The sequence below is a fragment of the Curtobacterium sp. MCBA15_008 genome (assembly GCF_001865065.1).
GTDB lineage: Bacteria > Actinomycetota > Actinomycetes > Actinomycetales > Microbacteriaceae > Curtobacterium.
The window spans coordinates 198,749-223,073 of the sequence record NZ_MJGN01000056.1 but is presented as its reverse complement, the minus strand read 5'-3'; the positions used below and the strand labels follow the sequence as shown (position 1 = coordinate 223,073).

General features: G+C 72.0%; 24 protein-coding genes and 1 tRNA gene. 9 read left to right on the top strand and 16 right to left on the bottom strand.

Annotation, left to right across the window (positions count from 1 at the left end; translation table 11 throughout):
• Window positions 1–213 precede the first annotated feature (213 nt).
• The gene (locus BIU96_RS17355; protein WP_071293835.1) at window positions 214–1,137 is read left to right on the top strand and encodes a hypothetical protein; all 924 of its coding nucleotides are present in this window, start codon (window positions 214–216) and stop codon (window positions 1,135–1,137) included.
• Between the two features lie 54 nt (window positions 1,138–1,191).
• On the opposite strand, the gene BIU96_RS17350 is transcribed toward BIU96_RS17355, so the two are convergent.
• Window positions 1,192–1,383 (bottom strand): hypothetical protein, encoded by a 192-nt coding sequence (locus BIU96_RS17350; RefSeq protein WP_139200112.1) that lies wholly within the window; start codon window positions 1,381–1,383, stop codon window positions 1,192–1,194.
• Window positions 1,384–1,533: 150 nt separating this feature from the next.
• On the opposite strand from BIU96_RS17350, the gene BIU96_RS19980 reads away from it, so the two are divergent.
• The 6 genes from BIU96_RS19980 (at window position 1,534) to BIU96_RS17325 (ending at window position 5,863) form a co-directional block, all read left to right on the top strand.
• Window positions 1,534–1,695, top strand: a complete 162-nt coding sequence (locus BIU96_RS19980; RefSeq protein ID WP_175477596.1) for a hypothetical protein — start codon at window positions 1,534–1,536, stop codon at window positions 1,693–1,695.
• 241 nt (window positions 1,696–1,936) lie between these two features.
• Window positions 1,937–2,680: a DUF4184 family protein gene (locus tag BIU96_RS17345; protein ID WP_071293833.1), complete on the top strand. Its 744-nt coding sequence runs from the start codon at window positions 1,937–1,939 to the stop codon at window positions 2,678–2,680.
• Window positions 2,681–2,752: 72 nt separating this feature from the next.
• Window positions 2,753–3,220, top strand: coding sequence for an NUDIX domain-containing protein (locus BIU96_RS19205; protein ID WP_083403039.1), 468 nt, complete (start codon window positions 2,753–2,755; stop codon window positions 3,218–3,220).
• 28 nt (window positions 3,221–3,248) lie between these two features.
• Window positions 3,249–3,776 carry a hypothetical protein gene (locus BIU96_RS19595; protein WP_139200111.1) on the top strand — a complete coding sequence of 176 codons (528 nt, stop codon included), beginning with the start codon at window positions 3,249–3,251 and terminating at the stop codon, window positions 3,774–3,776.
• Between the two features lie 174 nt (window positions 3,777–3,950).
• Window positions 3,951–4,859, top strand: coding sequence for an LD-carboxypeptidase (locus BIU96_RS17330; RefSeq protein WP_071293830.1), 909 nt, complete (start codon window positions 3,951–3,953; stop codon window positions 4,857–4,859).
• 92 nt (window positions 4,860–4,951) lie between these two features.
• Window positions 4,952–5,863, top strand: coding sequence for a phosphotransferase family protein (locus BIU96_RS17325; protein WP_071293829.1), 912 nt, complete (start codon window positions 4,952–4,954; stop codon window positions 5,861–5,863).
• 266 nt (window positions 5,864–6,129) lie between these two features.
• Here the strand turns inward: BIU96_RS17325 and BIU96_RS17320 are convergent.
• From BIU96_RS17320 to BIU96_RS17310, 3 genes are all read right to left on the bottom strand, one after another.
• Window positions 6,130–6,203, bottom strand: a tRNA-Pro gene (locus BIU96_RS17320).
• Window positions 6,204–6,340: 137 nt separating this feature from the next.
• Window positions 6,341–6,922 carry a hypothetical protein gene (locus tag BIU96_RS17315; protein ID WP_071293918.1) on the bottom strand — a complete coding sequence of 194 codons (582 nt, stop codon included), beginning with the start codon at window positions 6,920–6,922 and terminating at the stop codon, window positions 6,341–6,343.
• Window positions 6,919–7,746 (bottom strand): endonuclease/exonuclease/phosphatase family protein, encoded by an 828-nt coding sequence (locus BIU96_RS17310; RefSeq protein WP_071293828.1) that lies wholly within the window; start codon window positions 7,744–7,746, stop codon window positions 6,919–6,921. The genes BIU96_RS17315 and BIU96_RS17310 overlap by 4 nt, the downstream gene beginning before the upstream one ends.
• A 70-nt stretch (window positions 7,747–7,816) precedes the next feature.
• On the opposite strand from BIU96_RS17310, the gene BIU96_RS17305 reads away from it, so the two are divergent.
• Entirely contained in the window at window positions 7,817–9,289 is a 1,473-nt protein-coding gene (locus BIU96_RS17305; protein ID WP_071293827.1) for a hypothetical protein, read from the top strand.
• A 62-nt stretch (window positions 9,290–9,351) separates the two neighbouring features.
• Window positions 9,352–11,499 carry an ATP-dependent DNA helicase RecQ gene (locus BIU96_RS17300; RefSeq protein ID WP_071293826.1) on the top strand — a complete coding sequence of 716 codons (2,148 nt, stop codon included), beginning with the start codon at window positions 9,352–9,354 and terminating at the stop codon, window positions 11,497–11,499.
• Window positions 11,500–11,532: 33 nt separating this feature from the next.
• Here the strand turns inward: BIU96_RS17300 and BIU96_RS17295 are convergent, their stop codons facing one another.
• The 12 genes from BIU96_RS17295 to priA all read right to left on the bottom strand — a co-directional run bounded on the left by BIU96_RS17295 (window position 11,533) and on the right by priA (window position 24,275).
• On the bottom strand, window positions 11,533–12,408 hold the full coding sequence (locus tag BIU96_RS17295) for an oxidoreductase (RefSeq protein ID WP_071293825.1): 876 nt from the start codon (window positions 12,406–12,408) through the stop codon (window positions 11,533–11,535).
• Window positions 12,409–12,731: 323 nt separating this feature from the next.
• Entirely contained in the window at window positions 12,732–13,253 is a 522-nt protein-coding gene (locus tag BIU96_RS17290) for a hypothetical protein (RefSeq protein ID WP_083403037.1), read from the bottom strand.
• Window positions 13,254–13,581: 328 nt separating this feature from the next.
• Window positions 13,582–14,235, bottom strand: coding sequence for a hypothetical protein (locus tag BIU96_RS17285; RefSeq protein WP_071293823.1), 654 nt, complete (start codon window positions 14,233–14,235; stop codon window positions 13,582–13,584).
• A gap of 21 nt (window positions 14,236–14,256) precedes the next feature.
• Window positions 14,257–15,774, bottom strand: coding sequence for a ribosome biogenesis GTPase Der (gene der / locus BIU96_RS17280; RefSeq protein WP_071293822.1), 1,518 nt, complete (start codon window positions 15,772–15,774; stop codon window positions 14,257–14,259).
• 72 nt (window positions 15,775–15,846) lie between these two features.
• Window positions 15,847–16,542, bottom strand: coding sequence for a (d)CMP kinase (cmk, locus tag BIU96_RS17275; protein ID WP_071293917.1), 696 nt, complete (start codon window positions 16,540–16,542; stop codon window positions 15,847–15,849).
• Between the two features lie 191 nt (window positions 16,543–16,733).
• A complete protein-coding gene (locus BIU96_RS17270) occupies window positions 16,734–17,858 on the bottom strand; it encodes a prephenate dehydrogenase (protein WP_139200109.1) in 1,125 nt (374 codons plus the stop codon).
• Between the two features lie 20 nt (window positions 17,859–17,878).
• Window positions 17,879–18,634 (bottom strand): pseudouridine synthase, encoded by a 756-nt coding sequence (locus BIU96_RS20335; RefSeq protein ID WP_071293915.1) that lies wholly within the window; start codon window positions 18,632–18,634, stop codon window positions 17,879–17,881.
• Between the two features lie 1,348 nt (window positions 18,635–19,982).
• Window positions 19,983–20,741 carry an SMC-Scp complex subunit ScpB gene (scpB, locus tag BIU96_RS17260; RefSeq protein ID WP_302847737.1) on the bottom strand — a complete coding sequence of 253 codons (759 nt, stop codon included), beginning with the start codon at window positions 20,739–20,741 and terminating at the stop codon, window positions 19,983–19,985.
• Complete coding sequence (locus BIU96_RS17255; protein ID WP_254786233.1) at window positions 20,731–21,519, bottom strand: ScpA family protein; 789 nt, start codon at window positions 21,517–21,519, stop codon at window positions 20,731–20,733. Before BIU96_RS17255 ends, scpB begins: the two co-directional genes overlap by 11 nt.
• A gap of 55 nt (window positions 21,520–21,574) precedes the next feature.
• On the bottom strand, window positions 21,575–22,453 hold the full coding sequence (locus BIU96_RS17250) for a ParA family protein (RefSeq protein WP_071293820.1): 879 nt from the start codon (window positions 22,451–22,453) through the stop codon (window positions 21,575–21,577).
• A 198-nt stretch (window positions 22,454–22,651) separates the two neighbouring features.
• Window positions 22,652–23,458 carry an SseB family protein gene (locus BIU96_RS17245; RefSeq protein WP_071293913.1) on the bottom strand — a complete coding sequence of 269 codons (807 nt, stop codon included), beginning with the start codon at window positions 23,456–23,458 and terminating at the stop codon, window positions 22,652–22,654.
• Between the two features lie 70 nt (window positions 23,459–23,528).
• Complete coding sequence (priA, locus tag BIU96_RS17240) at window positions 23,529–24,275, bottom strand: bifunctional 1-(5-phosphoribosyl)-5-((5-phosphoribosylamino)methylideneamino)imidazole-4-carboxamide isomerase/phosphoribosylanthranilate isomerase PriA (protein ID WP_071293819.1); 747 nt, start codon at window positions 24,273–24,275, stop codon at window positions 23,529–23,531.
• Window positions 24,276–24,325 lie beyond the last annotated feature (50 nt).

Sequence of the window (24,325 nt, the reverse complement as noted above, 5' to 3'; positions counted from 1 at the left end):
GGACCAGCTGCACCGCTCGCCTGGCAGCTTCCGCCCCCACGAGCGCACCGTTCCCTCCCGGAGGAACGCACCGATCCCGCCGATCTCCGAACGCCCCTTCCGGCACCCCCGGCCCACTGCTAGCCTCCGGCTGAATCGCGCATCCGCACTCCTCGAGGCGCGTTCGCCGGGCGGGTTGGCCGCCCCGGCTGATCCGACCCGAACGGATTCCTCGTGCGCACTCCAACTCGTCTCGCTGCGGCCATCGCGGCCGTCGGCATCGCGACCACCGCGGCCGTCATGATCCCCGCGACCGCGCAGGCGGCGACCTGCACCACGTCGGCTGCGACCGTCCGGTGGGTGGGCGCCGCCGACTTGGTCGAGGACCTCTCCGTCACCGGGACACCGGCCGCCGGCAGCTGGGTCTTCTCGCCGTTCCGCGAGGGCTCGACGGTGCAGCCGATCACCAGGTACGCGACGTTCGGGCCGAACGGCCTGACCACACTGGACGGCTCGCTGTTCGCGCTCACCCACACGCTCGCGCACCCGGTGTCCGGTGCCGGGCTGTGGACCGCGGTGCGGGATGCCTCCTTCGTCGTGACGAACCTCGACTCCATCACGCTCGCGACCTCCGACGGCGGGTTCACCACGATCCCCCAGACCGGGACGAGCCCGACGTGGACCGACAGCGCGTCCCCGACCACGACGTACACCTCCGCGCAGCTGACCACGCTCCTGCAGCGGGAGCACGCGACGATCACCGGCTGGTCGACGGTCCCCGGCGACCAGAAGTTCTCGGGGCGGAACTCGACGCTGACCCGCATCACGCTCGGCAACGAGACCGACCTGTTCACCCCGAAGCCAACGGCCACCGCGAGCGCGGCGACCACGACGCAGTCCGCGGCGACGTCGCGTGGTGTGGTGGTGCGCGGGGGTGGGTACGCACCGTGCGAGCGCGTGCTCGTCACGGTGAACGGTCGGTCGACCGGGGCGTCGCTGACGGCGAGCACCGGCGGGTCGGTGTCCGGCACCGTCCGGCTGTCGTCGTCCCTCGTGCCGCGCCCGGGCACGTACCGGCTCGCCCTCGTCGGGCAGTCCTCGACGCAGACGGCGTCCACGAAGTTCGTCGTCACGGCGAACCCCCACCGCGGGCACTGACGGGCGCGGTCGGTCGAGGGCCGCATCCGCTGCGCCGCACCAGCCGGGGACGGCTCAGCGTTGCTCTTCGGCCGGGATGAGGGCGAAGACGAAGCCGACGAGAGCGGCGAGGACTCCGGCGACGACGAAGAACGTCGCCCAACCACTCCACACCGCCGGCGCGAACCAGATCATCAGCAACCCCGCGACGATGAGCGCGATCCCGACGCCGAAACCGAGGTTGACGGCACGCTTCTTGTACGTCATGTGCATCCCGACAACTTACGTGACGGAACGTCGGAGGACGTCCGCTCCGGAGATGACCGCGGGTCATCCGATGGGGCTACGTGATCGCGAGGGGTCGAAGGAGCTCGAGTCTGTGCCGGCGCCCGGACCGAGGCTGCAACCATCATCCTGATGGGACGACACGAGCGGCTCGACGCCGAGGCGATCGACTGGGTGTGCAACGGGATCGCCGAGGAGCGTGACGGCCCGGTCCCGCCGCGCAGCAGCGACGGCGAGCCCGACCAGGACGAGTCCGCTGATCGCGCTTCCCACGTGTCACCACCGTCCCCCTGACCCAGGCCGCAGGGGCTCACGCTGCCCGACATCGTCGTCCGGCCGCCGATCGGATGGCGAGGCAGGCATTCCCCAATACCCTAGGACGAACGGCCCCGCACCCTTCGTGCGGGGCCGTTCGTCCTGCTCCCTGACGGAGTGCCCGGTGGTCGATCGTGCTGTGTACCTGCGTTGAGATCGCGTGGGATGGTTCATCCCCCGGAGCGATGCGTCGACCTCCCGCAGAAGGGCACGCTTGATCATGCCCTTCACCGTCAGCCACTCGGTCGTCGCCCTCGCCGCGCGGAAGACGCGGTTGCCCGTCGCCGCGGTCGCCGTCGGTGCGATGGCTCCTGACGCCGTCTTGTTCGTTCCGTTCCTGCCGAAGTACGCGGTGACGCACTCGTGGTGGGGCGTGTTCACGATCGACCTCGCGGTGTCACTGGTCGTGCTCGTGACGTGGTGGTGGCTCATCCGCCCGGCGTGGGCCACTGCCGTGCCAGGCGTGCGGAACCGAGTGCCGGAGGCCTGGGGACGGCCGGAGCGGGTTCCGGCGCGGCGGATCGTGGCGGTGGTCGCAGGGTGCGTGGCTGGAAGTGTCACCCATGTGGTGTGGGACGCGTTCTCGCACGAGCGTGGCTGGGCCGTCAGACGGCTCCCGTTCCTCCGCGACGTGATAGCCGGCCACCCCGTCTACTCGATCGTGCAGGACGCGTCGAGTGTGCTGGGTCTCCTTGCGCTCCTCGCTGCCGCGGTGCTGTGGTGGCGACGCGCACCCCGGCGGGAGGTCGCACCCCTGCGTCTTCCCGAGCGCACGCTGGTCACGCTGGCGACGGCGCTGATCGTGGTGGTGCTCGTGGCGAACGCGGTGATCGTGCTCGCAGTCGGCGGAGGTGCCGCTGACATCGTGGTCGTGCTCGCGTACCGCCTGCCCGTCGCAATCGCCGCCGTTCTGACCGTCGGCGCGATCTCGCTGATCACCACAAGGACCTTGCCGTCTCGGTAGCCGATCGCCGATCGGGGCACCGCGACGCCGGGCTGTGGGACACGGCCAGGCGTTTCGTGGTGAGCTAGCCGGATGCGCGTCAGATCAGCCGCCGTCGTCATCCAAGATGAGAGCCTGCTCGTCGTCGATCGATTGAAAGACGGTCGGAACTACTGGGTGCTCCCTGGTGGTGGGGTGGAGGAAGGTGAGAGCCTCCGTGAGGCTTGTCGGCGAGAACTGCGCGAAGAGACTGGCCTGGAGGCGAGCATCGGCGATCTGCTCGACGTGCCAGTCGACAGCGACGCTCCAGCGGCCTACTTCGCTGCCCAAGTGCGTCCTGGGCCGTTGGTGCTCGGTGGCCCAGAGCGCGAACGAGCATCAGAAGTGAACCAGTACGAGCCGAGGTGGGTGGAAGTGGCTTCGCTCGCTCAGATCCCGTTGGTGCCGGAAGCGGCGAGGCAAGCGGTGCAACTGGTCCTCGAGGCGCGCCGGAAGGGGACCAGCTACCGAGGTGGCCGTCTCGGCCCCAGGGACAGAGCGGCCGATACGCTCCGGCCATGAGCTTCAGAACTCCGGGGTCTGTGCGACGGTGAGCATCGAGTCCTTCGACGTTGAACCGGTCGACCATCGCACCGTGTCCCGATGGCTGCTCGGTCTGGTGGCCGCTGTCACTGGTGTTCTTGCGACCATCGGGTGGCCGTTGCCGGCGGCGTCGGGACGATACGTGCCGTCCGATACATGGGAACGCACGACCGCCTTGATCGAAGCGTGGTGGACGCACGACGGTTGGCGAATGTCGGGGGCGTCATGGCTTTGGGGCGGAATTGCGATCGGCGCGACGACCGGCGCGATCGCGAACTGGGCCGAGGAGGAACGGACATGGCGTAAGACCTGGCTGCTGACCGTGCTCCCGGGCGGAGTCATCGCAGCGCTGGGCCCGTTGGCCCAGGTCGTGTTGGGGATTCGGTGGTCGAATTACTCACAGAACCACGACGCCCGCTCCACGATCTTCGTGTACGTCGTCGGACTGGCAGTGGCGGTGGGCCTTCCATTTCTGCAGGGCTGGGTGACGCGCGGCCGCGAGCAGAGCGACGGCGGCGGCGCGTTTCGACGTTGACTCACCGAAATCGGCGGTCCAGGACTAGTCGCCGACCCGAATCGTGGCTGTCGGATGACTGCCGCAATCAGGCTCGACCGTCCTCCAACTCTCGCCGGTGGCCCGTCCGGTAACCGATCGCCTATCGAGACACGGTCCCGACGGAGACGGGGTTGCTGGGTAGGGTCCCGAGACATGGAAGCAACGACGCTCAGACCTCGCATGTTGACCGCTGGCGACACCGTCGCAATCGTCTCGCCCGCATCGTGGCCAGAGGAGTCCGTGCCGGGGTGGATCGCTCAGCGAGTCGAGGCATGGGGCCTGCAAGTGGTCATTGCGCCACACGCGCTTGACCACCGCGGCTACCTCGCCGGCAGTGACGGCGATCGCGCGGCTGATCTCAATGACGCGATCCGGGATCCGGAGATTCGTGCTGTGATCGCTTCCGTCGGTGGATGCGGCAGCTTCCGCATCGTTCCGGACATCGACATCGACGCACTTCGTGCCGACCCGAAGGTGCTCGTCGGGTACAGCGACATCACCGCCTTACACCAGGTGTGGAACACCGCTGGCGTTCCGGTGCTGCACGGCGCGATCGCCGGCGCCCACGGCGACCACGTCCGGCGACTCCTCATGGAAGATGCTGACACGGTCGTCGACGCCGATGCCGGCGCCCTCTCGGCTGAGCTCACGACGGCGGGGAGCGCAGAGGGACCGCTCTTCGGCGGGAACCTCGAGATGCTGGCTCGGTCGGTCGGGGTCGTGGACTTCAACCTGTCCGGCGGGATCTTCCTTCTAGAGATCAACCGAGCGGCCGGGCTGGGGATGGTCGACCGGGCACTCACGCAGCTTCGGTACTCCGGAACGCTCGACGGTATCGCTGGCGTCGCGCTCGGGAGCATCGACCAGTTCGCCGGCTACGAGGACCGCGGCTGGACCATCGTCGACACCTTGCGCGACCACTTCGATGCGCTCGGTGTGCCGGTGCTCGGTGGGCTTCCCCTCGGTCACATCGAGGACCTCGTCACCGTGCCCCTCGGAACGCGCGCGGTCCTCGACGTCGACCACGGACGCCTGACAGTGAGTTCGCCGTCCGAAGGCTGATCGGCTAGCGGAAGAGCGGTGGCTATCTGCTCACCGGGCCCGAGCCGTTGCCTCTGGTTGCTCCGTATCTCGTCAGGGACCACGCTGGAGGAATGATCGGTCAGCAAGGCGACGTGACGAACGGGTCGGAGCAAGAACGCCTCGAACAGGTCTTGAAGACGATCAACGCTGACGAGCGGTGGCCCTGGTTCATCACGGGCCACCCGAAGGGCGGTGAACAGGGCGGTGCCTGGTACGTCGAAGCCTCGCGAGGCCGGACCGCAGTGCTCAAGATCTCCGGTCCGAGCTGGGCGACGCAGATGCTCCACGCCGGGCCTGCCGTCGCGCTGGTCCGGCGAGCCGGGTACCCGACACCGGCTTGGATCAAGAGTGGGCGAACCGCTGACGGCACCGGTTACCTATTGCAGGAGCGAGTTCCTGGCGCAGCGCTTGCCTCGGTTGACGTAGGGAGCGCGAAGGCGCTGGTCGCCACGCTTGCCATGCAGGAGGGGCTCGATCCTGGCCCAGAGCGTAACTGGAACGACTTCGTCGTCGGCCAGCTGACCCGGAACATGGACAGCCTCTGTTCCGCGGCATCGACCGCAGGTCCGAGCGGCAAGCATCTGGTGGACGTGTGCTGGCGACTCGCGGGCGATCTTGATGCTCGCGACTGGCCGCGCTCCGACATGGTCCACGGTGATTTCCGCCCCGCGAACGTTCTGCTGGTGAACGCCGCCGTCACGGGAGTCGTTGACGTCGAGGCGATCGGGAGCGGCACCCGAGCGTTCGATTTCGCCACGCTGCTCAGCTACGGGCCAATCGATGTGGGTGCGGTTGAGCTGCTTGTCACCGCGGGCATCTCCGCGGGTGGCCGCCAAGCACTGCGAGCTTGCGCTGCGCTGGTCTTCCTCGACCTCATCCGCTTCGTAGTGGGACGGCACGGCGCCACCTCGGAGCACACGGCAGCGGAAACAGCGCAGCTCCTCGAGCGAGCCGCCATGATCGACACGCTGACGAGCGCATGACGTCCGAATGCCGATCGGCTCCCGAACAAGTACACCGGCACCCGTCCTGGCGGTGTGCCCGACCTCGAGGTACGTCAGACGCGAGCCGAGTAGCGGCGACAGAAAGAAGCCAGGGCAGCCGCGATCAACACCAGTCGATCGACGCGAGCTCGGAGGGGAGCTACGAAGTCGGGCCGAGCCGCACGACCCCGAAAAACGAAGAGGGGCCCGCAGCCAACCGGCTGCGGGCCTCTCTTCACTGTTGGGCTCGTAAGACGCTCCTTCGGTCGGGCTGACAGGATTTGAACCTGCGACCCCTTGACCCCCAGTCAAGTGCGCTACCAAGCTGCGCCACAGCCCGCGAGACCCGAGGGTCTCAGGATCCCGGAGGACCCTCGCCCGCGTCCGACCGGAGCGCGAGCGACCGGTCCAGCATAGCGGACGTCAGAGCCCCTCCGCGCCACGGCGAGTCAGGGCGACGCGACCCGAACGACACGCTCACCCCGGCCGCACCACCTCGCGCCGTCCCGCCAACCACGGCAACCCGAGCCCGACGAGCAACCCCCCGGCCCCGTCCGCCGCCAGGTCCCCGATCGTGTCGTCGTACCCGACGAAGATCGCCGAGTCGACGAAGTTGTGCCCCAGCCACTCCCCCATCTCCCACGCCGCCCCGATCGCGAGCCCCGCACACAGCCCGAGGACCGCGACGACCACCCGCCGCTCGGCGTGCGGCGCCGGCACCGCGCGCAGGTCGGCACCGATGACGTACAGCACGGCGGCCAGCAGCCCGGTCAGCACGACGTGCATGAACTTGTCCCACAGGAACACCGTCGTGTACCACTCGAGCACGCTCGACCACCCGGCGAGGAGCACGAGCAAACACACCGCCAGGTCGAACGCCGGCCGCAGCCCGAGCATCCGCGGCACCACGACCCCGAGGAGCGCCAGCGCCATCACCGGCAGCGCGGTGCCGCCCCACCCGACGCTCGCCACGACCAGGCTCACGAGCGTCAGGGCACGCACCACGTCGGCCACCAGGAACCGCGGCCGCAGGAACGTCGGCCCGAGCGCCCGGATCACGACGCCCACCGCACGACCGCGTGCACGGCCGCGTGGTCGGACGGCCACACCCCACCCGGCCGTCGGTTCGAGACCGCCACCCGCTCGACGGTCGCGTCCGTCGTCGTCAGGACGCCGTCGATCCGCCGGCCGCCGACACGCGGACTCCCGTAGTGCGGGTACGTCCCGTACGGCTCACCCACCTGCCTGGAGGCGCGACCCCAGCTGTCGACGACACCCGCCTCCGCCAGTGCTCGCCACGGTGCGGATCCGGCCGGGCTGTTCCAGTCGGCCATCACCACGGCGGGCAGGCCGCGTTCCCGCACGATCCTGCCCAGGAGCTCGGCGGACCGCAGCCGGGCCCACGGCGAGGCGACGTCGAGGTGCGTCGCAATCGCCGTGAACCGGACGCCGGTCGCGCGGGCCTCGACCACGGCCGCGACGGCGTGCCGGGGGAAGGATGTCGCCCACGAGCGGGATCCCGGACGGTTCGGGGTGCGGGACAGCGCCCACGTGCGCTGCTCGACGACCTCGAGGCGGGAGCGGTCGAGGAACAGCCCGACCTGCTCACCGCCTCCGCGTGCTCCGCGCCCGACCAGCAGCGGTTCGAAACGCGACCCGAGGCCGGCGGTGAGGTCGTCCACCTGGGTGGGCAGCGCCTCCTGGACGGCGAGGACGGTGGGCGCTTCCGAGGTGACGAGCGCGACCACGGCGTCCCGCCGGCGCTCCCAGGCGTCGGGGTGGTCGGCGGGCCGCGGCACGCGGCGCCGGACGTTGAGGGTCATGCAGTGCACGGCGGGCGGCTGCACCGCGCCGATGAGCGGGCGGTCGGCGTCGTCGGGCATGCCTCCCTTCTACGAGACGACACCCGTCGGATTCCCAGGGTCCTCCCCGGACGGCTCGTAGGGTGGCCCGATGCGTTCCGGCCCCACCTCCCGTGTCCTCCTCGCGCTCGCGGCCACCGGCCTGCTGTTCGGCGCCGCCGGGTGCACCTCGAGCGGGTCGTCGGAGGCCCGTCCCACGCTCGCGAAGGCGTCCGCCGACACCGTGACCGTCGCTGCGCAGGACGACGCCGCCACCCGCGCGGTCCGGGCGAGTCGCGCGCTCTTCGCGTCGGCCCCCGGCGCCGTCGTGGCCCCGGCGGACGACGCCGCGGCGATCCGGACCGCGGCGAGCGCCGCGTCGTCGGCGCACGTCCCGGTGCTGCTGGCGGGGAAGGACGACGCGGCCGTGCCCCGTGAGCTGCACCGACTCGGGGCCGACTGGTACCAGGCCGAGGGCGACGTCTCGATCGACACCGACGTCACCGAGCGGGACGCGCCGGACGGTGCCGACGCACCGGAGGCGAGCCGCGCCTCCAGGACGGCGACCGTGGTCGTGGCGGACGCGACCGCGGACGCTGCGGTCGTGGCGACGGCGAAGGCGGCCGGTGCCCGGGTCGTCGTCATGCCGGAGGGCGTGACGGACCCGGCGGCCTCGTCCGGCGTGGTGCGTGCGCTGCACGAGGAGCGGACGCACCCGACCGTCCTGGTCGGGTCGGCGTTCGCGGCGCTGCAGGATCCGGACTGGACGGTCCGGGCAGCCGAGAACGGGTGGCAGCTGCCGCACGGCGGGCAGCGGCCCTTCGACGGCCACCGGTACGTCGCGCTGTACGGCGCGCCGGGAGCGCCGGCACTCGGGGTCCTCGGCGAGCAGGACCCGAAGGCGACCGTCGAGCGCGCGCGGTCCGTGGCGGCGGAGTACCGGGGGCTCGGGGGCTCGCCGATCACGCCCGCGATGGAGGTCATCGCGACCGTCGCCGCTGGGGACGCGGGAGCGGACGGCGACTACTCGACGGAGCTCCCCGTGTCGACGCTGGAGCCCTACGTCGACGCCGCGCACGACGCCGGGATGCCCGTGATCCTCGACCTGCAGCCCGGTCGGGCGGACTTCCTGTCGCAGGCGAAGCGGTACGAGGAGCTGCTGTCGAAGCCCGGCGTGTGGCTGGCGCTCGACCCGGAGTGGCGGCTCACCGGGGACCAGGTCCCGCTGCGGCAGATCGGCAGCGTGTCGGCGTCCGAGGTGAACGAGGTGTCGTCGTGGCTGGCGTCGCTCGTCCGGTCGAAAGGGTTGCCGCCCAAGGCGTTCGTGCTGCACCAGTTCCGGCTGTCGATGATCCAGGACCGGTCCTCGCTGGAGTCGCACCCCGAGCTGGACACGCTGATCCACGTGGACGGGCAGGGCTCGCAGCCGGACAAGCAGGCGACGTGGAAGGCGCTGCACGTCGACGCGCCCGAGGGCGTGCACTGGGGCTGGAAGAACTTCTACGACGAGGACACGCCGATGCTGACGCCGCAGCAGACCATGGCGGACGTCTCGCCGACGCCGGCACTGATCACGTACCAGTAGCGCTGTCCACAGTCTGCAGGCGCGACCTGCATTTCTTCGGTCGGTGCTGACAGCATGGGGGCATGGACACCCCTGCTGCCGCCCCGCCTGTCGTCTCGCCGTCTGCGGACATCGCCGCCGAGGCGCAGCAGGCGCTCGCTGCGCTCACGGGGCGGCCCGACGCCGTCTTCCACCCCGGCCAGCTCGAGGCGATCTCGGCCCTCGTCGAGCACCGGCAGCGCGCCCTCGTCGTGCAGCGCACCGGATGGGGCAAGTCGGCGGTGTACTTCCTGGCGACCCTGCTGCTCCGGCGCCGTGGTGGCGGGCCGACGGTGCTCGTGTCGCCGCTGCTGGCGCTCATGCGCGACCAGGTCGCCGCCGCGGCCCGGGCCGGCGTCCGTGCCGTGTCGATCAACTCGGCGAACGCGCACGAGTGGGCGGACACGCAGGCGGCCCTCGCCCGTGACGAGGTCGACGTGCTCCTCGTCTCCCCCGAGCGGCTCAACAACCCGAAGTTCCGCGACGAGCAGATGCCGACCCTCATCGCGCGGATGGGCATGCTCGTCGTCGACGAGGCGCACTGCATCTCCGACTGGGGCCACGACTTCCGGCCGGACTACCGGCGGCTCGCCGAGCTGATCCGGTCGCTCCCGCACGGGGTGCCGGTCCTCGCGACCACGGCGACGGCGAACGAGCGCGTGGTCGAGGACGTCGCCGAGCAGCTCACCGCCGGCCCCGCCGACCCGGTGTTCACGATCCGCGGGTCCCTTGCGCGGGCGTCGCTCCGGCTCGGGGTGCTGACGCTCCCCGACGCACGGCAGCGGCTCGGGTGGTTGCTCGCGCACCTCGGCGACCTGCCCGGCAGCGGCATCATCTACACACTGACGGTCTCGGCGGCCGAGGACATCGCGCGGCTCCTGCGTGAGAACGGGTACGCCGTCCGCGCCTACACGGGGCGGACCGACACCGAGGAACGCGAGCAGCTCGAGCAGCAACTGAAGGGCAACGAACTGAAGGCCCTCGTCGCCACGAGTGCACTCGGCATGGGGTTCGACAAGCCGGACCTCGGGTTCGTCGTGCACGTCGGCGCTCCCTCGTCCCCCGTCGCCTACTACCAGCAGATCGGTCGTGCGGGTCGCGCCACCGACAACGCCGACGTCCTGCTGCTGCCCGGCCGCGAGGACCGCGAGATCTGGCAGTACTTCGCGAGCGCGTCGATGCCCACGCAGGAACGTGCGACCGCGGTGCTGCAGGCGCTCTCGACCGACACCGCGATGTCGACCGTCGCGCTTGAGGGGCTGGTCGACATCAAGCGGTCGACGCTCGAGCTGCTCCTCAAGGTCCTCGACGTCGACGGGGCCGTCCGCCGGGTGACCGGGGGCTGGGTCGCGACCGGCCAGCCCTGGGAGTACGACGCGCCTCGATACGAACGAGTCGCCGCGGCCCGCGCCGCCGAAGCCGCGTCGATGGTCGACTACGAGTCGACGTCGCAGTGCCGCATGCAGCTCCTGCAGCAGGACCTCGACGACCCCTCGGCCGAGCCCTGCGGTCGCTGCGACAACTGCGCCGGCGCGTGGTTCCCAACGTCGGTGTCCGACACCGACGCGTCCGGCGCCGCCGCCGCGCTCGATAAGGTCGGCGTCGAGATCGCGCCACGTGCGCAGTGGCCCTCCGGCATGTCCGCCCTCGGTGTCGCCGTCCGCGGCAAGATCGGTCCGGACGAGCTCGTGCAGCCCGGGCGTGCCGTCGCCCGGCTGACGGACCTCGGGTGGGGCGGCCCGCTCCGCGCGCTGTTCGCGCCCGCCACCCCGGACGCCCCGATCACCCGCGAGCTCGTCGACGGCTGCGTCCGCGCGCTCAAGGACTGGCCGTGGGAGACCCGGCCGACCGGGGTCGTGGCGATGTCGTCGCGTTCCCGGCCCGAACTCGTCGGGTCGCTCGCGCAGGCGCTGTCCTCGATCGGCCGGCTGCAGTTCCTCGGCACGCTCGGCCGGACCGGGGGCACGCCCCGCGGCGACGGCGCGACGAACAGCGCCTACCGGCTGTCCGGCGTGTGGGACACCTTCGAGGTCGGTCCCGAACTCTCCGCCGCCCTGCAGGGGCACGACGGACCGGTGCTGCTCGTGGACGACCTGGTGGACAGCCGGTGGACGATGACCGTCGCGGGGCGGGAGCTCCGGCGTGCTGGGGCGTCGGCCGTGCTCCCGTTCGCCCTGACCACCGTCGCCTGACCCCTACGCGGCGGTGCGCTACGCGGCGGTGCGCTACGCGGCGGTGCCGATCGCGTCGAGTTCGGCGACGGCGTCCTCCGGCAGGGCGAACCCGGCCGAGGCGACGTTGTCGCGCAGGTGCGCCACCGACGAGGTCCCGGGGATCAGCAGCATGTTCGGCGAGCGCTGCAGCAGCCACGACAACGCGACGGTCAGGCGGGAGACGCCAAGTCGTGCCGCGACCGAGTCGAGCGCGCCGGACTGGATGGGCGAGAAGCCGCCGAGCGGGAAGTACGGCACGTACGCGATGCCCTGGGCCGCGGTGAGCTCGAGCATGGCTTCGTCCTCGCGCCGGGCGACGTTGTAGAGGTTCTGCACGGTCACGACGGGCGCGATCGTCTGCGCCTCGGCGAGCTGCTCGGGGTTCACGGTCGACAGGCCGAGGTGCTTGATGAGGCCCTGCTGCTGGAGCTCGGCGAGCGCCTCGAACTGCGGCGCGATGCTGCCCGGCTCGGGAGCGTCGAAGCCGCCCATCCGGAGGTTCACCACGTCGAGCTGCTCGAGGCCGAGGTTCCGCAGGTTGTCGTGCACCTGCTCGACGAGCTCGTGCGGCTCGCGGGCGTGCGGCCATCCGCCCTCGGCGTCACGGCGGGCGCCGACCTTCGTGACGATGTGCAGGCCGTCCGGGTAGGGGTGGAGCGCTTCGCGGATGACCTCGTTCGTGACGTGGGGGCCGTAGAAGTCCGACGTGTCGATGTGGGTGATGCCGAGCTCGACGACGGTGCGGAGGACCCGGATCGCCTCGTCGCGGTCGGTCGGCGGCCCGAAGACTCCCGGTCCGGCAAGCTGCATGGCGCCGTAGCCGACGCGGGTGAGTTCGAGGTCGTCGGCAGCACGGTAGGTGCCGCCGAGGAGGGTCGTTTCGGTCATGTCCCCACGATGCGCCTCTCCGGCTGCCGCTGGCAGGCCCCGTCGGTCCCTGGGACCACGAGGACCAGGATCGGGCCGGGCCGGCGTGCCTGCCGTGCGGAGGCTGGCGCGCCCGGCGTGCGGAGGCGGCGGGCCGGGCGTGCAGAGGCGGCGGGCCCGGCGTGCGGAGGCCGACTCGGAACGACGAGGTCGACGTCGTACGACACCGACGGAGTCGTCCCCGCGCGCGTGCAACACCCCGCGCGTGCACGGTGCGACTCGGTCGTCGTCGTACGACGATGTCGTTCCGAGTCGACGCTCCCCGGCGCCGCGCCGCCGCTCCCCTACCGCCGGACGGGCTTCGGGAACGCGGCCCGCATGTGGTCTGTGGTGAGCACGTCCCCGATGCCGATCATGAGCAGTGAGAACACGATCTGCTCGATCACCATCCAGAACGGGTACAGGCCCGGGATCGCCGCCACCACGAGCGTCACGACCGGGAAGATCCGACTGAACAACCGGAGCCGCTGGTACGCCCAGTAGTACCCGAGCTGCGCCCGCCACGCGAAGACGTAGAGCGTCAGGGTGATGAGCAGCACGACCGTCGCCCGGAACCACACCGCCCACGGCACGGTCTGTCCCGCGTGGGTCAGCAGCACCGCGACGACGATCGCGGCGAACCCGACGACCGTCTCGGCGACGAGCAACCAGCGGATCCGACGGAACGACCGCACGGTGTCGGGGTGCTCCAGCATGTCCTCGCGGATGACGTACCCGCCCTGCCGGCCCCCGGCGAGTCGGTCGAGCCGGAGGCGACACCACACGCGGTCGGCGAGGGCACCGAGCCCGTCGTTCTGCTGCGTCACCCTCCCATGGTGCCGCATCCAGCGTGGGGAACCGGCACCGCGCCTCCAGGCGACGTCCCGCGCGATCCCGCGCGCGCTCCGCACCCGCCTGCGGACATTGCACCCCGCACCCCGGGGCGCGACGTTCACAGCGGGGTGCGACGTGACCCACGAGCGCGCACGGCGGACGCCGGGCGACGCCGGCCGAGTGGCGACCCGCGCCGAGCCCGCGCGCGGTCCGCACCCGCCTGCGGACGTTGCACCCCCGCACCCCGGGGCGCAACGTCCGCAGCGGGGTGCGACCTGACCCACGAACACGCCGGGCGTCGCGCGGCCGCGCGACGCCGACTCAGTCGGTCGGGATGAGTGCCGCGCCGCCGAGGACCTCGCCGGAGTCGGGGTCCAGCAGGACGAGCGAGCGCACCGGGTCCGGGATGCCCCGGGGTGCCTCGATGTCGAAGGTGATGGTCCCGACGTCGGACGGGATCGTGCCGAGGTCGTCGTCCGCACCCTGCCGCGTCCAGTACCCGCGGCGCTCACCGACCACCGCGCCCTCGGACAGCAGCACCCGCACGGTGGGCAGCTCGGCGTCGTACGACGCCACCCGGAGGTCCGAGATCGTGACGAGCAGGTGCTCCCCGGCGCGCGTGATCCGGACGTGTCCCGAGGCGAACCGGTCGATCGGCACCAGGTCACCGGCGACCGGCGGGACACGTCGCCACCACGGGTCGATCGGCGACCCGTCGGCGTGGTCCTCGGCGTCGGACGAGGTCTCGGGCGCCGGGACCGGAGCGCCGAGCGTGTTCGAGGGCGACACCCGCGTGCCGCCCTGCACGCCCTGCTCGGCGAGCGGGGTCGCGGTGTCGACGGGCTGCGCGGTGGCGACGGGCTGCGCGGTGTCGGTGCCACGCTCGGCCCGGAAGGTGTGCCAGGCGAACAGGACCAGGGCGACGAAGAGCGCGGCGACGGTGGCGTACAGCCACCGTCGCCGCGCCGCGGTCATGTCCCGCTCCCCCGATCGGACTCAGCGCTTGCGGCGCTCGCGCACCCGCATGTTGACGTTGATCGGCGTACCCGCGAAGCCCCAGACCTCGCGGAGACGACGGGTGATGAACCGTCGGTACTGCGGGTCGAGGAAGCCGGTCGTGAAGAGCACGAACGTCGGCGGCTGGCTGGAGGCCTGCGTGCCGAACAGGATGCGGGGCTGCTTGCCACCACGGACGGGGTGCGGGTGTTCCTGCACGAGTTCGGCGATGAAGGCGTTGACCTTGCCGGTCGGGATGCGGGTGTCCCACGACTCGAGCGCGGTCTCGAGCGCCGGCACGAGCTTCTCGAGGTGGCGGCCGGTGCGGGCCGACATGTTCACGCGAGGAGCCCACGCCACGTGGGCGAGGTCCTGCTCGATCTCCCGCTCGAGGTACCGGCGGCGATCGTCGTCGAGCAGGTCCCACTTGTTGTAGGCCAGCACGAGGGCACGACCGGACTCGAGCACGAGGTCGATGATGCGGAGGTCCTGCACGGAGATCGGCTCGGTGACGTCGAGGACGACGACGGCGACCTCGGCCTTCTCGAGCGCGGCCGTGGTGCGGAGGGACGCGTAGAAGTCGGCGCCCTGCTGCAGGTGCACGCGCTTCCGGATGCCGGCGGTGTCGACGAAGCGCCACACCTTGCCGCCGAGTTCGATCTGCTCGTCCACCGGGTCGCGCGTGGTGCCGGCGAGGTCGTTCACGACGACGCGCTCTTCACCGGCGGCCTTGTTCAGCAGCGAGCTCTTGCCGACGTTCGGACGGCCGAGGATGGCCACGCGGCGGGGTCCGCCGACCTCCTGCTTGGCGACGGCCGAGGTGTCGGGGAGCGTCTTGATGATGAGGTCGAGCAGGTCCGCGACGCCACGGCCGTGCAGCGCCGACACCGGGTGCGGCTCGCCGAGGCCGAGGTTCCACAGCTCGTACGCGTCGAGGTCGCGGCGGTCGTCGTCGGACTTGTTCGCGACGACGATGACCGGGCGGTCGGTGCCGCGGAGCATCTTCACGACGTGCTCGTCGGTGGCGGTGATGCCGACCGTCACGTCGACGACGAAGAGCACGGCGTCGGCGAGGTCGATCGCGACCTCGGCCTGTGCCGCGACGGAGGCGTTGATGCCCTGCGCGTCCGGCTCCCAACCGCCGGTGTCGACGAGCGTGAAGCGCTTGTCGTTCCAGTCGGCCTTGTACGAGACGCGGTCGCGCGTGACGCCGGGGACGTCCTGCACGACGGCTTCGCGGCGACCGAGGATGCGGTTCACGAGCGCGGACTTGCCGACGTTCGGGCGACCGACGATCGCGAGCACCGGGTACGCCGGCAGGTAGGTGATGCCGTCCGTGCCGAGCTGGCCGGCCTCGAGCAGTGCGACGTCTTCTTCGTCGAGCTCGTAGTCCTCGAGCCCGGCGCGGAGCGCGGTCGCGCGCTGTTCGGCCTCGGCCTCGTCGAGCCCGGCGAGACGCTCGCCGAGCGCGTCGTCGTACTGGGGGAAGTCGTCGTGGTCGTTGTCGAGCTGCGCCATGTGGGTTCCTTGCCGGCGACCCTGCGGCCGCGTGTTGTCAGTGCGTGGCCGCGCGGGGCCGGGATGTCGGTGTCAGTGCGTGGCCGCGCGGGCCAGTTCGACGACCGCCTGCACGGTCTGGTCGAAGTCGAGGTCGGTGGAGTCGAGCGTCGTGACGCCGTCGGCGGCGTTCATGAAGTCGACGACCTTCGCGTCCGCCGCGTCGCGACGAGCGAGTGCGGCGGAGGTCTCGGCGGCGGACTGGGTCGTGACCTCGGCCGCACGCCGTGCCATCCTAACCGACTCGTCGGCCGTCAGCAGGATCCGCACCTCGGCGTCCGGGGCGACCACGGTCGTGATGTCCCGTCCCTCGGTGACGATGCCCGGGGCGTCCGCCTTCCGCATGACCGTGCGGAAGAGCTGGACGAGGCGCTGCCGGACCTCGGGGAGCTTGGCGATGTGGGCCACGGCGCCGGTCACCTCGGGGGTGCGGATGGCGTCGGTGACGTCGGTCTCCCCCACCCGCACGAAGTAGGCGTCGGGGTCGGTGCCGATCGTGTAGTCGAAGGTGTCCCAGCTGGCGAGCACCGCCGCCGGGTCGTCGAGGTCGACGTGCTGCTGCAGGGCGTGCCAGGCGAGCGCGCGGTACGCGGCGCCGGTGTCCTGGTAGCCGAAACCGAGTGCTCGGGCCGCGGCACGGGACACGCTGGACTTGCCGCTGCCCGCGGGCCCGTCGACCGCGATGACGGTCTTCGCGACGTAGGCGCCGTCGGCCAGGCCGGACGGCATCGGGGCGCTGGTCGAACCGGGCTCGCCGCCGGGTTCGCCGAGGCCGCCGGCCGGACCACCGAGCGGTCCGCCGTCGGCGCCACCGCCTGCGCCGTCGCCCGGGGTGGGGAGCCCGGTGTCGGGTCCGTCGGGGCCGCCGGTCACCCCGGAGTCCTGCGCGGCTGCGGTCGTTGCGGGGTCGGTGTTCTCGTTCAGGCCCATGCTGCTGCGATCCTCCATCCGCGACCCTCGAGTTCCTCGACGAGTCGCTGTTCATGCTCGGGGACGACCGACACCTCGACGATGCCGATCGGTGCACCCGGTGAGTGCTCGAGGCGCATGTCCTCGAGGTTGATGCCGATCTCCCCGATGAACGTGAGGAGCGCGGCGATCTGCCCGGGGGTGTCGTCCACCAGGACGACGACCTGGGCGAAGCGCTTGGTGGTGCCGTGCTTGCCCGGCAGCCGTTCGACACCGCGGTTCCCTGCGGCGATCGTCTCGGCGAGTGCCCGGGGGGCGCCGGTCGCCGCCGGGTCGTCGAGTGCCTCGAGCACGCGGTCGAGGTCGGCCCGGAGGTCGGCGAGCACCGGCCGGATGTGCCCGGCGTTCGCCCCGATGATCTGCACCCACAGGCCGGGGTCGCTCGCCGCGATGCGCGTGACGTCGCGGACGCCGCCGCCGGCCAGGTCGAGCGACCCGTCGGGAGCGTCCCGCAGCCGCGAGGCCATCAGCGTCGACACGAGCTGCGGCGCGTGCGAGACGTACGCCACGGCGAGGTCGTGCGACTCCGGGTCCATCGGCACCACGGTCGCCCCCACGTCGAGCGCGAGGTCCTCGACCACGGCGGCCCGCTGGTAGCTGATCCCGTCGTGCCCGGCGACCACCCACGGCCGCCCGACGAACAGGTCGGCGCGGGCGGCGGTCGGACCGCTGCGCTCGCGGCCGGCCATCGGGTGCGACCCGATGTAGCGGCTGACGTCGGCGCCGGAGGCCCGGAGCGCCGCCAGCGGTCCGGACTTCACGCTCGCGACGTCGGTTACGACGGCCTGCGGGTAGGCGGTCAGCTCGTGTGCGACGACGGTCGCCACGACGTCCGGTGGGACCGCCACCACGACGAGCTCCGGCGCGTCACCGTCTGCGGGGTGCCGACCGGCGCCGTAGTCCACGGCGAGCGCCAAGGCGGCGGGCGAGACGTCGTCGAGGACGACGTCGACACCCTTCTCACGCAGCGCCAGGCCGATCGACGCACCGAGCAGGCCGGCGCCGACGATGCGCACGGGTCCCCGGAGCCGCCGGTCGATGTCCGGTTCGGCGGAGAGGAGCGTGCGGTCGGTCACCCGGCCAGCCTACCGATGCGTCAGTCCGACGACTCCTCGCCGTCGGCGTCCCGCGGGGCGCCCTTCGCCTGACGGGCGATCCGGAGGAGGCTGCCGAGCTCGACGGTCGACAGCTCGCGCGTCTTGCCGATCGGCAGCGACCCGAGCTGCAGCGGGCCGAACGAGCGACGGACGAGTTCGAGCACCGGGTGGTCGACCTCGTCGAGCATCCGGCGGACGATGCGGTTCCGGCCCGAGTGCAGCGTGATCTCGACGAGCGACTCCCCGCGGGACGACTCGAGCAGCCGCACCTTGTCCGCGGCGATCGGGCCGTCCTCGAGCTCCACACCGTCGAGCAGTCGCTGCACCGTCGCCGGGTTCACGTTGCCGCGCACCTTGGCGATGTAGGTCTTCGTCACGCCGAACGACGGGTGCGCGAGCACGTGGGCCAGGTCCCCGTCGTTCGTCAGGATCAGGAGCCCGGACGTCTCGGTGTCGAGGCGGCCGACGTTGAACAGGCGCTCCTCGTACCGGTCGACGTACTCGGACAGGTCGCGGCGCCCGCGCTCGTCCTGCAGGCTCGACACCATGCCGGTCGGCTTGTTGAGGAGCACGTAGCGACGCGAGCTGTCGATCTGCACCGGCACGCCGTCCACGGCGATCTCGTCGGTTTCCGGGTCGACCCGGCGACCGAGCGCGTCGACGACCTCGCCGTTGACCGTCACGCGGCCCTCGACGATCAGGTTCTCCGCGACGCGTCGGGATGCCACGCCCGCACCGGCGATCACCTTCTGCAGGCGCTCGCCCTCTGCCTGGAGGCCCGGTGCGGCCCCGGCAGGCGCGCTCCCCTCCGATGCGTCCCAGTCCGGGATGATCGGTCGTTCGGGCGTGCCCTCCAGCGGAGCGCCGGACTGGTCGCGGGCGCCCTCGGGCTGCGGGGTGGTGCGGTGGTCGGGCGTGCGAGGGCCGGTGGACCGGCTGCCGGAGCCCCGGTTGCGGTCGCTGTTGCGCGCGGTCGTGGTGCCGCCGACGTAGCGTCGGCCGTTGTGCCACACGCTGCTCGGGCGGCCGTCCGGGGTGCGGCGGTCCTCGCGGGCCGGGTCGCGCCGGTCGTCGTCGCGGCGCGGAGCATCGCGGCGCGGGGCGTCTCGGCGGTCGTCACGGCCCCGGTAGCCGCCCCGGTCGTCGTCACGGCGCGGGGCGTCACGGCGGTCGTCACGGCCCCGGTACCCACCGCGGTCGTCCTCACGACGGACGAAGCCGCCGCGGTCGCCGCCGCGACGGTCGTCGTCACGGCTCACGAAGCGTCCGCGGTCACCGCCACGGTCGTCACGGCGGTCGTCACGGCGGTCGTCACGGCGGTCGTCACGGCCGCGGTACCCGCCACCGGTCCCACCGGAACGGTCATCACGGCCGCGGTACCCACCGCCGGTCCCACCGGAACGGTCGTCACGGCCGCGGTAGCCACCGGACGCGGGGCGCTCGTCACGCCCGCGGTAGCCGCCACCGGTCCCGCCGGAACGGTCGTCACGACTCTGGTACTCGCCGCTCGTGCCACCGGAACGGTCGTCACGGCCGCGGTAGCCACCGGACGCGGGGCGCTCGTCGCGACCGCGGTAGCCGCCACCGGTCCCGCCGGAACGCTCGTCACGACCGCGGTACCCGCCACCGGAGCGGTCGTCGCGACCCTGGTAGCCCCCACGGTCACCCGACGGACGCTCGTCACGACCCCGGTAGCCGCCGGAGCGCTCGTCGCGACCCTGGTAGCCCCCACGGTCACCCGACGGACGCTCATCGCGACCCCGGTAGCCGCCGCCGGTCCCACCGGAACGGTCGTCACGACCCCGGTACCCACCACGGTCACCCGACGGACGCTCATCGCGCCCCCGGTAACCGCCGCCGGTCCCACCGGAACGGTCGTCACGACCCCGGTATCCGCCGGTCGCGCCGGAGCGGTCGTCACGACCCTGGTACCCACCACGGTCACCCGACGGACGCTCATCGCGCCCGCGGTACCCGCCACGGTCGTCACCGGACCGGCCACCCGCACGGCCGGAGCCGGCGGTGCGGTCGCGGGACGGGCCTCCAGGCCGGCTGCCGCCGTCGCGACCCGAACCGCCTCGTGGGCCGCCTCGTCGTTCTTCCTCATACGCGGCCATCGGGGATCCCTTCGTTCTGCTCGAAGCCGCCGGCACCGTCGTCCAGGAGGGGCGAGATGAGCGGCAGCTCGTCGAGCGAGTTGATGCCGAGCTGCTGCAGGAGCAGGTCGGACGTGACGTAGTTGATGGCGCCGGTCTCGGCGTCGGTGAACGACTCCTCGATGAGCCCCCGCGCGACCAGCGTGCGGACGACCCCGTCGACGTTCACGGCGCGGATCGCGGCGATCTGCGACCGGGTGATCGGCTGCTTGTAGGCGACGACCGCGAGGGTCTCGAGGGCGGCCTGCGACAACCGTGAGGGCCGCTCGGCCTCGACGAACTGCTCGACGACGTCGTCGAGGTCCTGTCGGACGTAGAAGCGCCAGCCGCCGCCGACCTCGCGGAGCTCGAATCCGCGACGGATGGTCCCGTCGACGCCGTCGAAGTCCGCGACGAGGCGCTCGATCGCCTGGCGGACGGCGGGGACGGGCGCGTCGACCGCGGCACCGAGCGCGACGAGCGACTGCGGCTCGTCGGCGATCATCAGGATCGCCTCGAGCTGTCGGTCGATCGGGATGTCCGGGTGCGGGACGTGGTGCTCAGTCCGCTCGTCCGCTTGCTCGCCTGCTTGCTCGTGCTCGCGGCGCTCGTGGATCTCACGTTCGATCGCGCGGGCGTCGGCCATCTCGTCGGCCCCGCCGGGTTCGGCGCTCGACGAGTGCGCGTGCGCGTGCTCGTGCGGTGCGTCGGCGACGTCATCCGTCATAGTCGGCTCCCAGGTTGGCGAGGCTCTCGTCGGACCAGTCGGCGGCGGTCCAGCGGAGTGTCAGCTCCCCGAGCGGTTCGAGCTGTTCGAACGAGATGGACGCGTTCCGGTACAGCTCCAGGATCGCGAGGAAGCGAGCCACCACGATACCCGTCTCCGCGACGCCGGCGACCAGTTCGCGGAACGAGACGTCCTCGTCGGCCCGGGTCCGGAGGATCGAGACGACGATCGCCGCCTGCTCGCGGATGCTGACGAGCGGCGCGTGCAGGTGGTCGAGCCCGACCGTCGGGATCTCCCGCGGGGCGAACGCCATCGTCGCCAGCGCCGCGAAGTCCTGCACCGACAGGGTCCAGACGAGCTCGGGGGTCCGCGCGCGGAAGCGCTCCTCGAGGCGGACGCGCCGCACGTGCCGACGCGACTCGCTCAGCCAGCGTGACCCGAACCAGTCGGCCGCCTGCTTGAACGCGCGGTACTGCAGCAGCCGCGCGAACAGCAGGTCGCGCGCCTCGAGCAGGGCGACGTCCTCGGCGTCGACGAGCTCGCCCTGGGGCAGGAGCCCGGCGATCTTCAGGTCGAGGAGCGTCGCCGCGACGACGAGGAACTCGCTCGCCTCGTCGAGTTCGTCCTCGGACTCCGCCAGGCGCACGTACTGGATGAACTCCCCCGTCACCGCGCCGAGCGAGACCTCGGTGATGTCGAGCTCGTGCTTCGTGATGAGCGAGAGGAGCAGGTCGAACGGCCCGTCGAAGTTCCGCAGGCGCACCCGGAACCCGGGCACGGTCGTGGTGCCCGCGGGCGCGGGCGCGTCGGCTGGCTGCGGGACGGCGGCGTCGTCAGGCGACGGCGCCACGCTCGACGAGCTCCCGTGCGAGCTGCCGGTACGAGTGCGCGGCGGCGTGGTCCGGAGCGGTCTGCGTGATCGGCCGGGCCGAGACGGTCGCGTCCGGGAACTTCACCGTGCGCCCGATCACCGTGTCGAGCACGCGGTCGTCGAACGTGTCGACGACGCGCTCCATCACCTCGCGCGAGTGCAGCGTGCGCGAGTCGTACATGGTCGCGAGGATGCCGTCGAGCTGCAGCGCCGGGTTCAGGCGGTCGCGCACCTTGTCGATCGTCTCGATGAGGAGCGCCACGCCGCGGAGGGCGAAGAACTCGCACTCGAGCGGGATGAGCACGCCGTGCGCCGCCGTGAGGGCGTTCACCGTCAACAGCCCGAGCGAGGGCTGGCAGTCGACGAGGATCACGTCGTAGTCCTTGGCGACCTTGCGGAGCACGCTCGCGAGGATCTGCTCGCGGGCGACCTCGTTCACCAGGTGCACCTCGGCCGCGGACAGGTCGATGTTCGCCGGGATGACGTCGAGGTACGGCGTGTTCGTCGGCTGGATGACCTGGTTCGGGTCCTTGATCGAGCCCATCAGCAGGTCGTAGACCGTGGGGATGTCGTGCGTGCGGACACCGAGGCCCGCGGACAGGGCGCCCTGCGGGTCGAAGTCCACCGCGAGCACCTTGCGGCCGTACTCCGCGAGCGCCGCACCGAGGTTGATCGACGTCGTGGTCTTGCCGACGCCGCCCTTCTGGTTGCAGAGCGCGATGATGCGAGCGGGGCCGTGACCGTCGAGTTCCTCGGGCACCGCGAACTGCCGGACGGGCCGTCCGGTCGGACCGTAGGCGGTCTCGCCGGTTCCGGGGGTGGTCGTCGGGTTCGTGCTCACCCGGCCATCGTACCGGCGACGGCCACCCGGACCGGGCCGCACCGCCGTACCGACGGCCGCACGCGACATCCGGGCCGCACCGCCGTGCCGACGGCCGCACGCGACATCCGGGCCGCACCGCCCTACCGACGGCCGCCGTGGTGGCGACCGACGACCGAAGCGCGCCGACGGGCGGAGGCGAGCCGCGCCTCCAGGCCGTCACGCCGGGCGCAACGCCACCCGCATGCTGTCCACGCGCTCCGCGATGACGGCGTTCGCCGTCCACCGCTGCTGCAGGCGACCGACGAGCTCCTGCACCTGCCCCTGGTCGAGCCCCGGGTGGAGCGCGAGCCCGACCGTCAGCTCCGCCCCCGCGAAGCGCCCGAGCGGGTCCCCGGGCGAGAGCTCGACCCGTGCCACCGCCCGTTCCCCGACGACGGAGTCGGCGAAGGCCTGCGCGACCTCCGGGTCCTCGAAGCAGGGCGTCCACGGCAGGTCCTGGCCGAGCGCCCACACGGCCGGTCGACGGAGCACGAACTCGGTCGGCGCCGTGGGGTCGAGCACCACGAGCTGGGTCTCCTCGCTCGCCGCGGCCATCGCCACCCGACGCGACTCCGCGGGCACCGGGCGGGCGTCGGCGTCCCACGCGCGCATCGCCTCAACGGAGGTGAACGCGGGCATCACGCTGCGCCCGTCGGGGCCGGCGACCGTGACGATCGAGAGCTCCTGCGTCTTGTCGACGAGCTTGCCGGTGTCGGTGTGGCCGACGTCACCCGCTTCGGCGATGAGCGGGATGAGCAGGCGCGCCGTGCGGAGCGCGTCGACGATCGCGCGTTGCGAACCGCCCTCCGGCAGCGCCGTGATCGCGGCGACGAGGGCCGGGTCCGCCAGACCGTCGTCGTCGTCGAAGGTCGTGTCGTGCTGGTCGAAGGCGCGGCCGGCCCAGGCGAAGCCCGCCGAGTCGGCTGCGCCGCCCGGCGTGTGCGCGTCGTCGGGGTGGCCGGTCGCGTCGGGCTGCCCGGGCACGGCTGGCTGCCCGGCGTGCTCGGGCGCGTCCGGTCCGGTGCCGCGGCCGTTCGAGATGCCCGCCACGCGGCTACTCCGAAGCGATGTCGAGGGCGGCCGGGAGCGTGAACGCCCCCGAGTAGAGCGCCTTGCCGATGATGGCGCCCTCCAGCCCGTGCGGCACGAGTTCCCGCAGCGCCCGGAGGTCGTCGAGCGTCGAGATCCCGCCGGACGCCACGACGGGCTGGTCGGTCCGGTCGCAGACCTCGCGCAGCAGGTCCACGTTCGGCCCCTGCAGCGTGCCGTCCTTCGTGACGTCGGTCACGACGTAGCGGGCGCAGCCGGCTTCCTCGAGGCGGTCGAGCACCTCCCACAGGTCCCCCGCGTCCTCCGTCCAGCCGCGGCTCGCGAGCGTCGTCCCACGCACGTCGAGCCCCACCGCGATCTGCTCGCCGTACGTCCCGATCACGCGCGCGGCCCACTCCGGGTTCTCGAGCGCGGCGGTGCCGAGATTGACCCGCGCGGCGCCGGTGGCGAGCGCCGCCTCGAGGGACGCGTCGTCGCGGATGCCGCCCGACAGCTCGACGTTGACGCCCTCGACCTCGCGCACGGCGTGCGCGATCACCTTGCGGTTGTCGCCGCGACCGAACGCCGCGTCGAGGTCGACGAGGTGGATCCACTCGGCGCCCTGGTCGCGCCAGGTGCGGGCGGCGGACACCGGGTCGCCGTAGGAGGTCTCGCTCCCCGCCTCGCCCTGGGTGAGACGGACCGCCTGGCCGTCGACGACGTCCACGGCGGGCAGCAGGACGAGGGGCGGGGTGGCGATGAGGTCGGTCATGGTCCTGTCTTCGTTGCGGTGGCGGGCGGGTCGGGTGCGGTGGTCCGCGG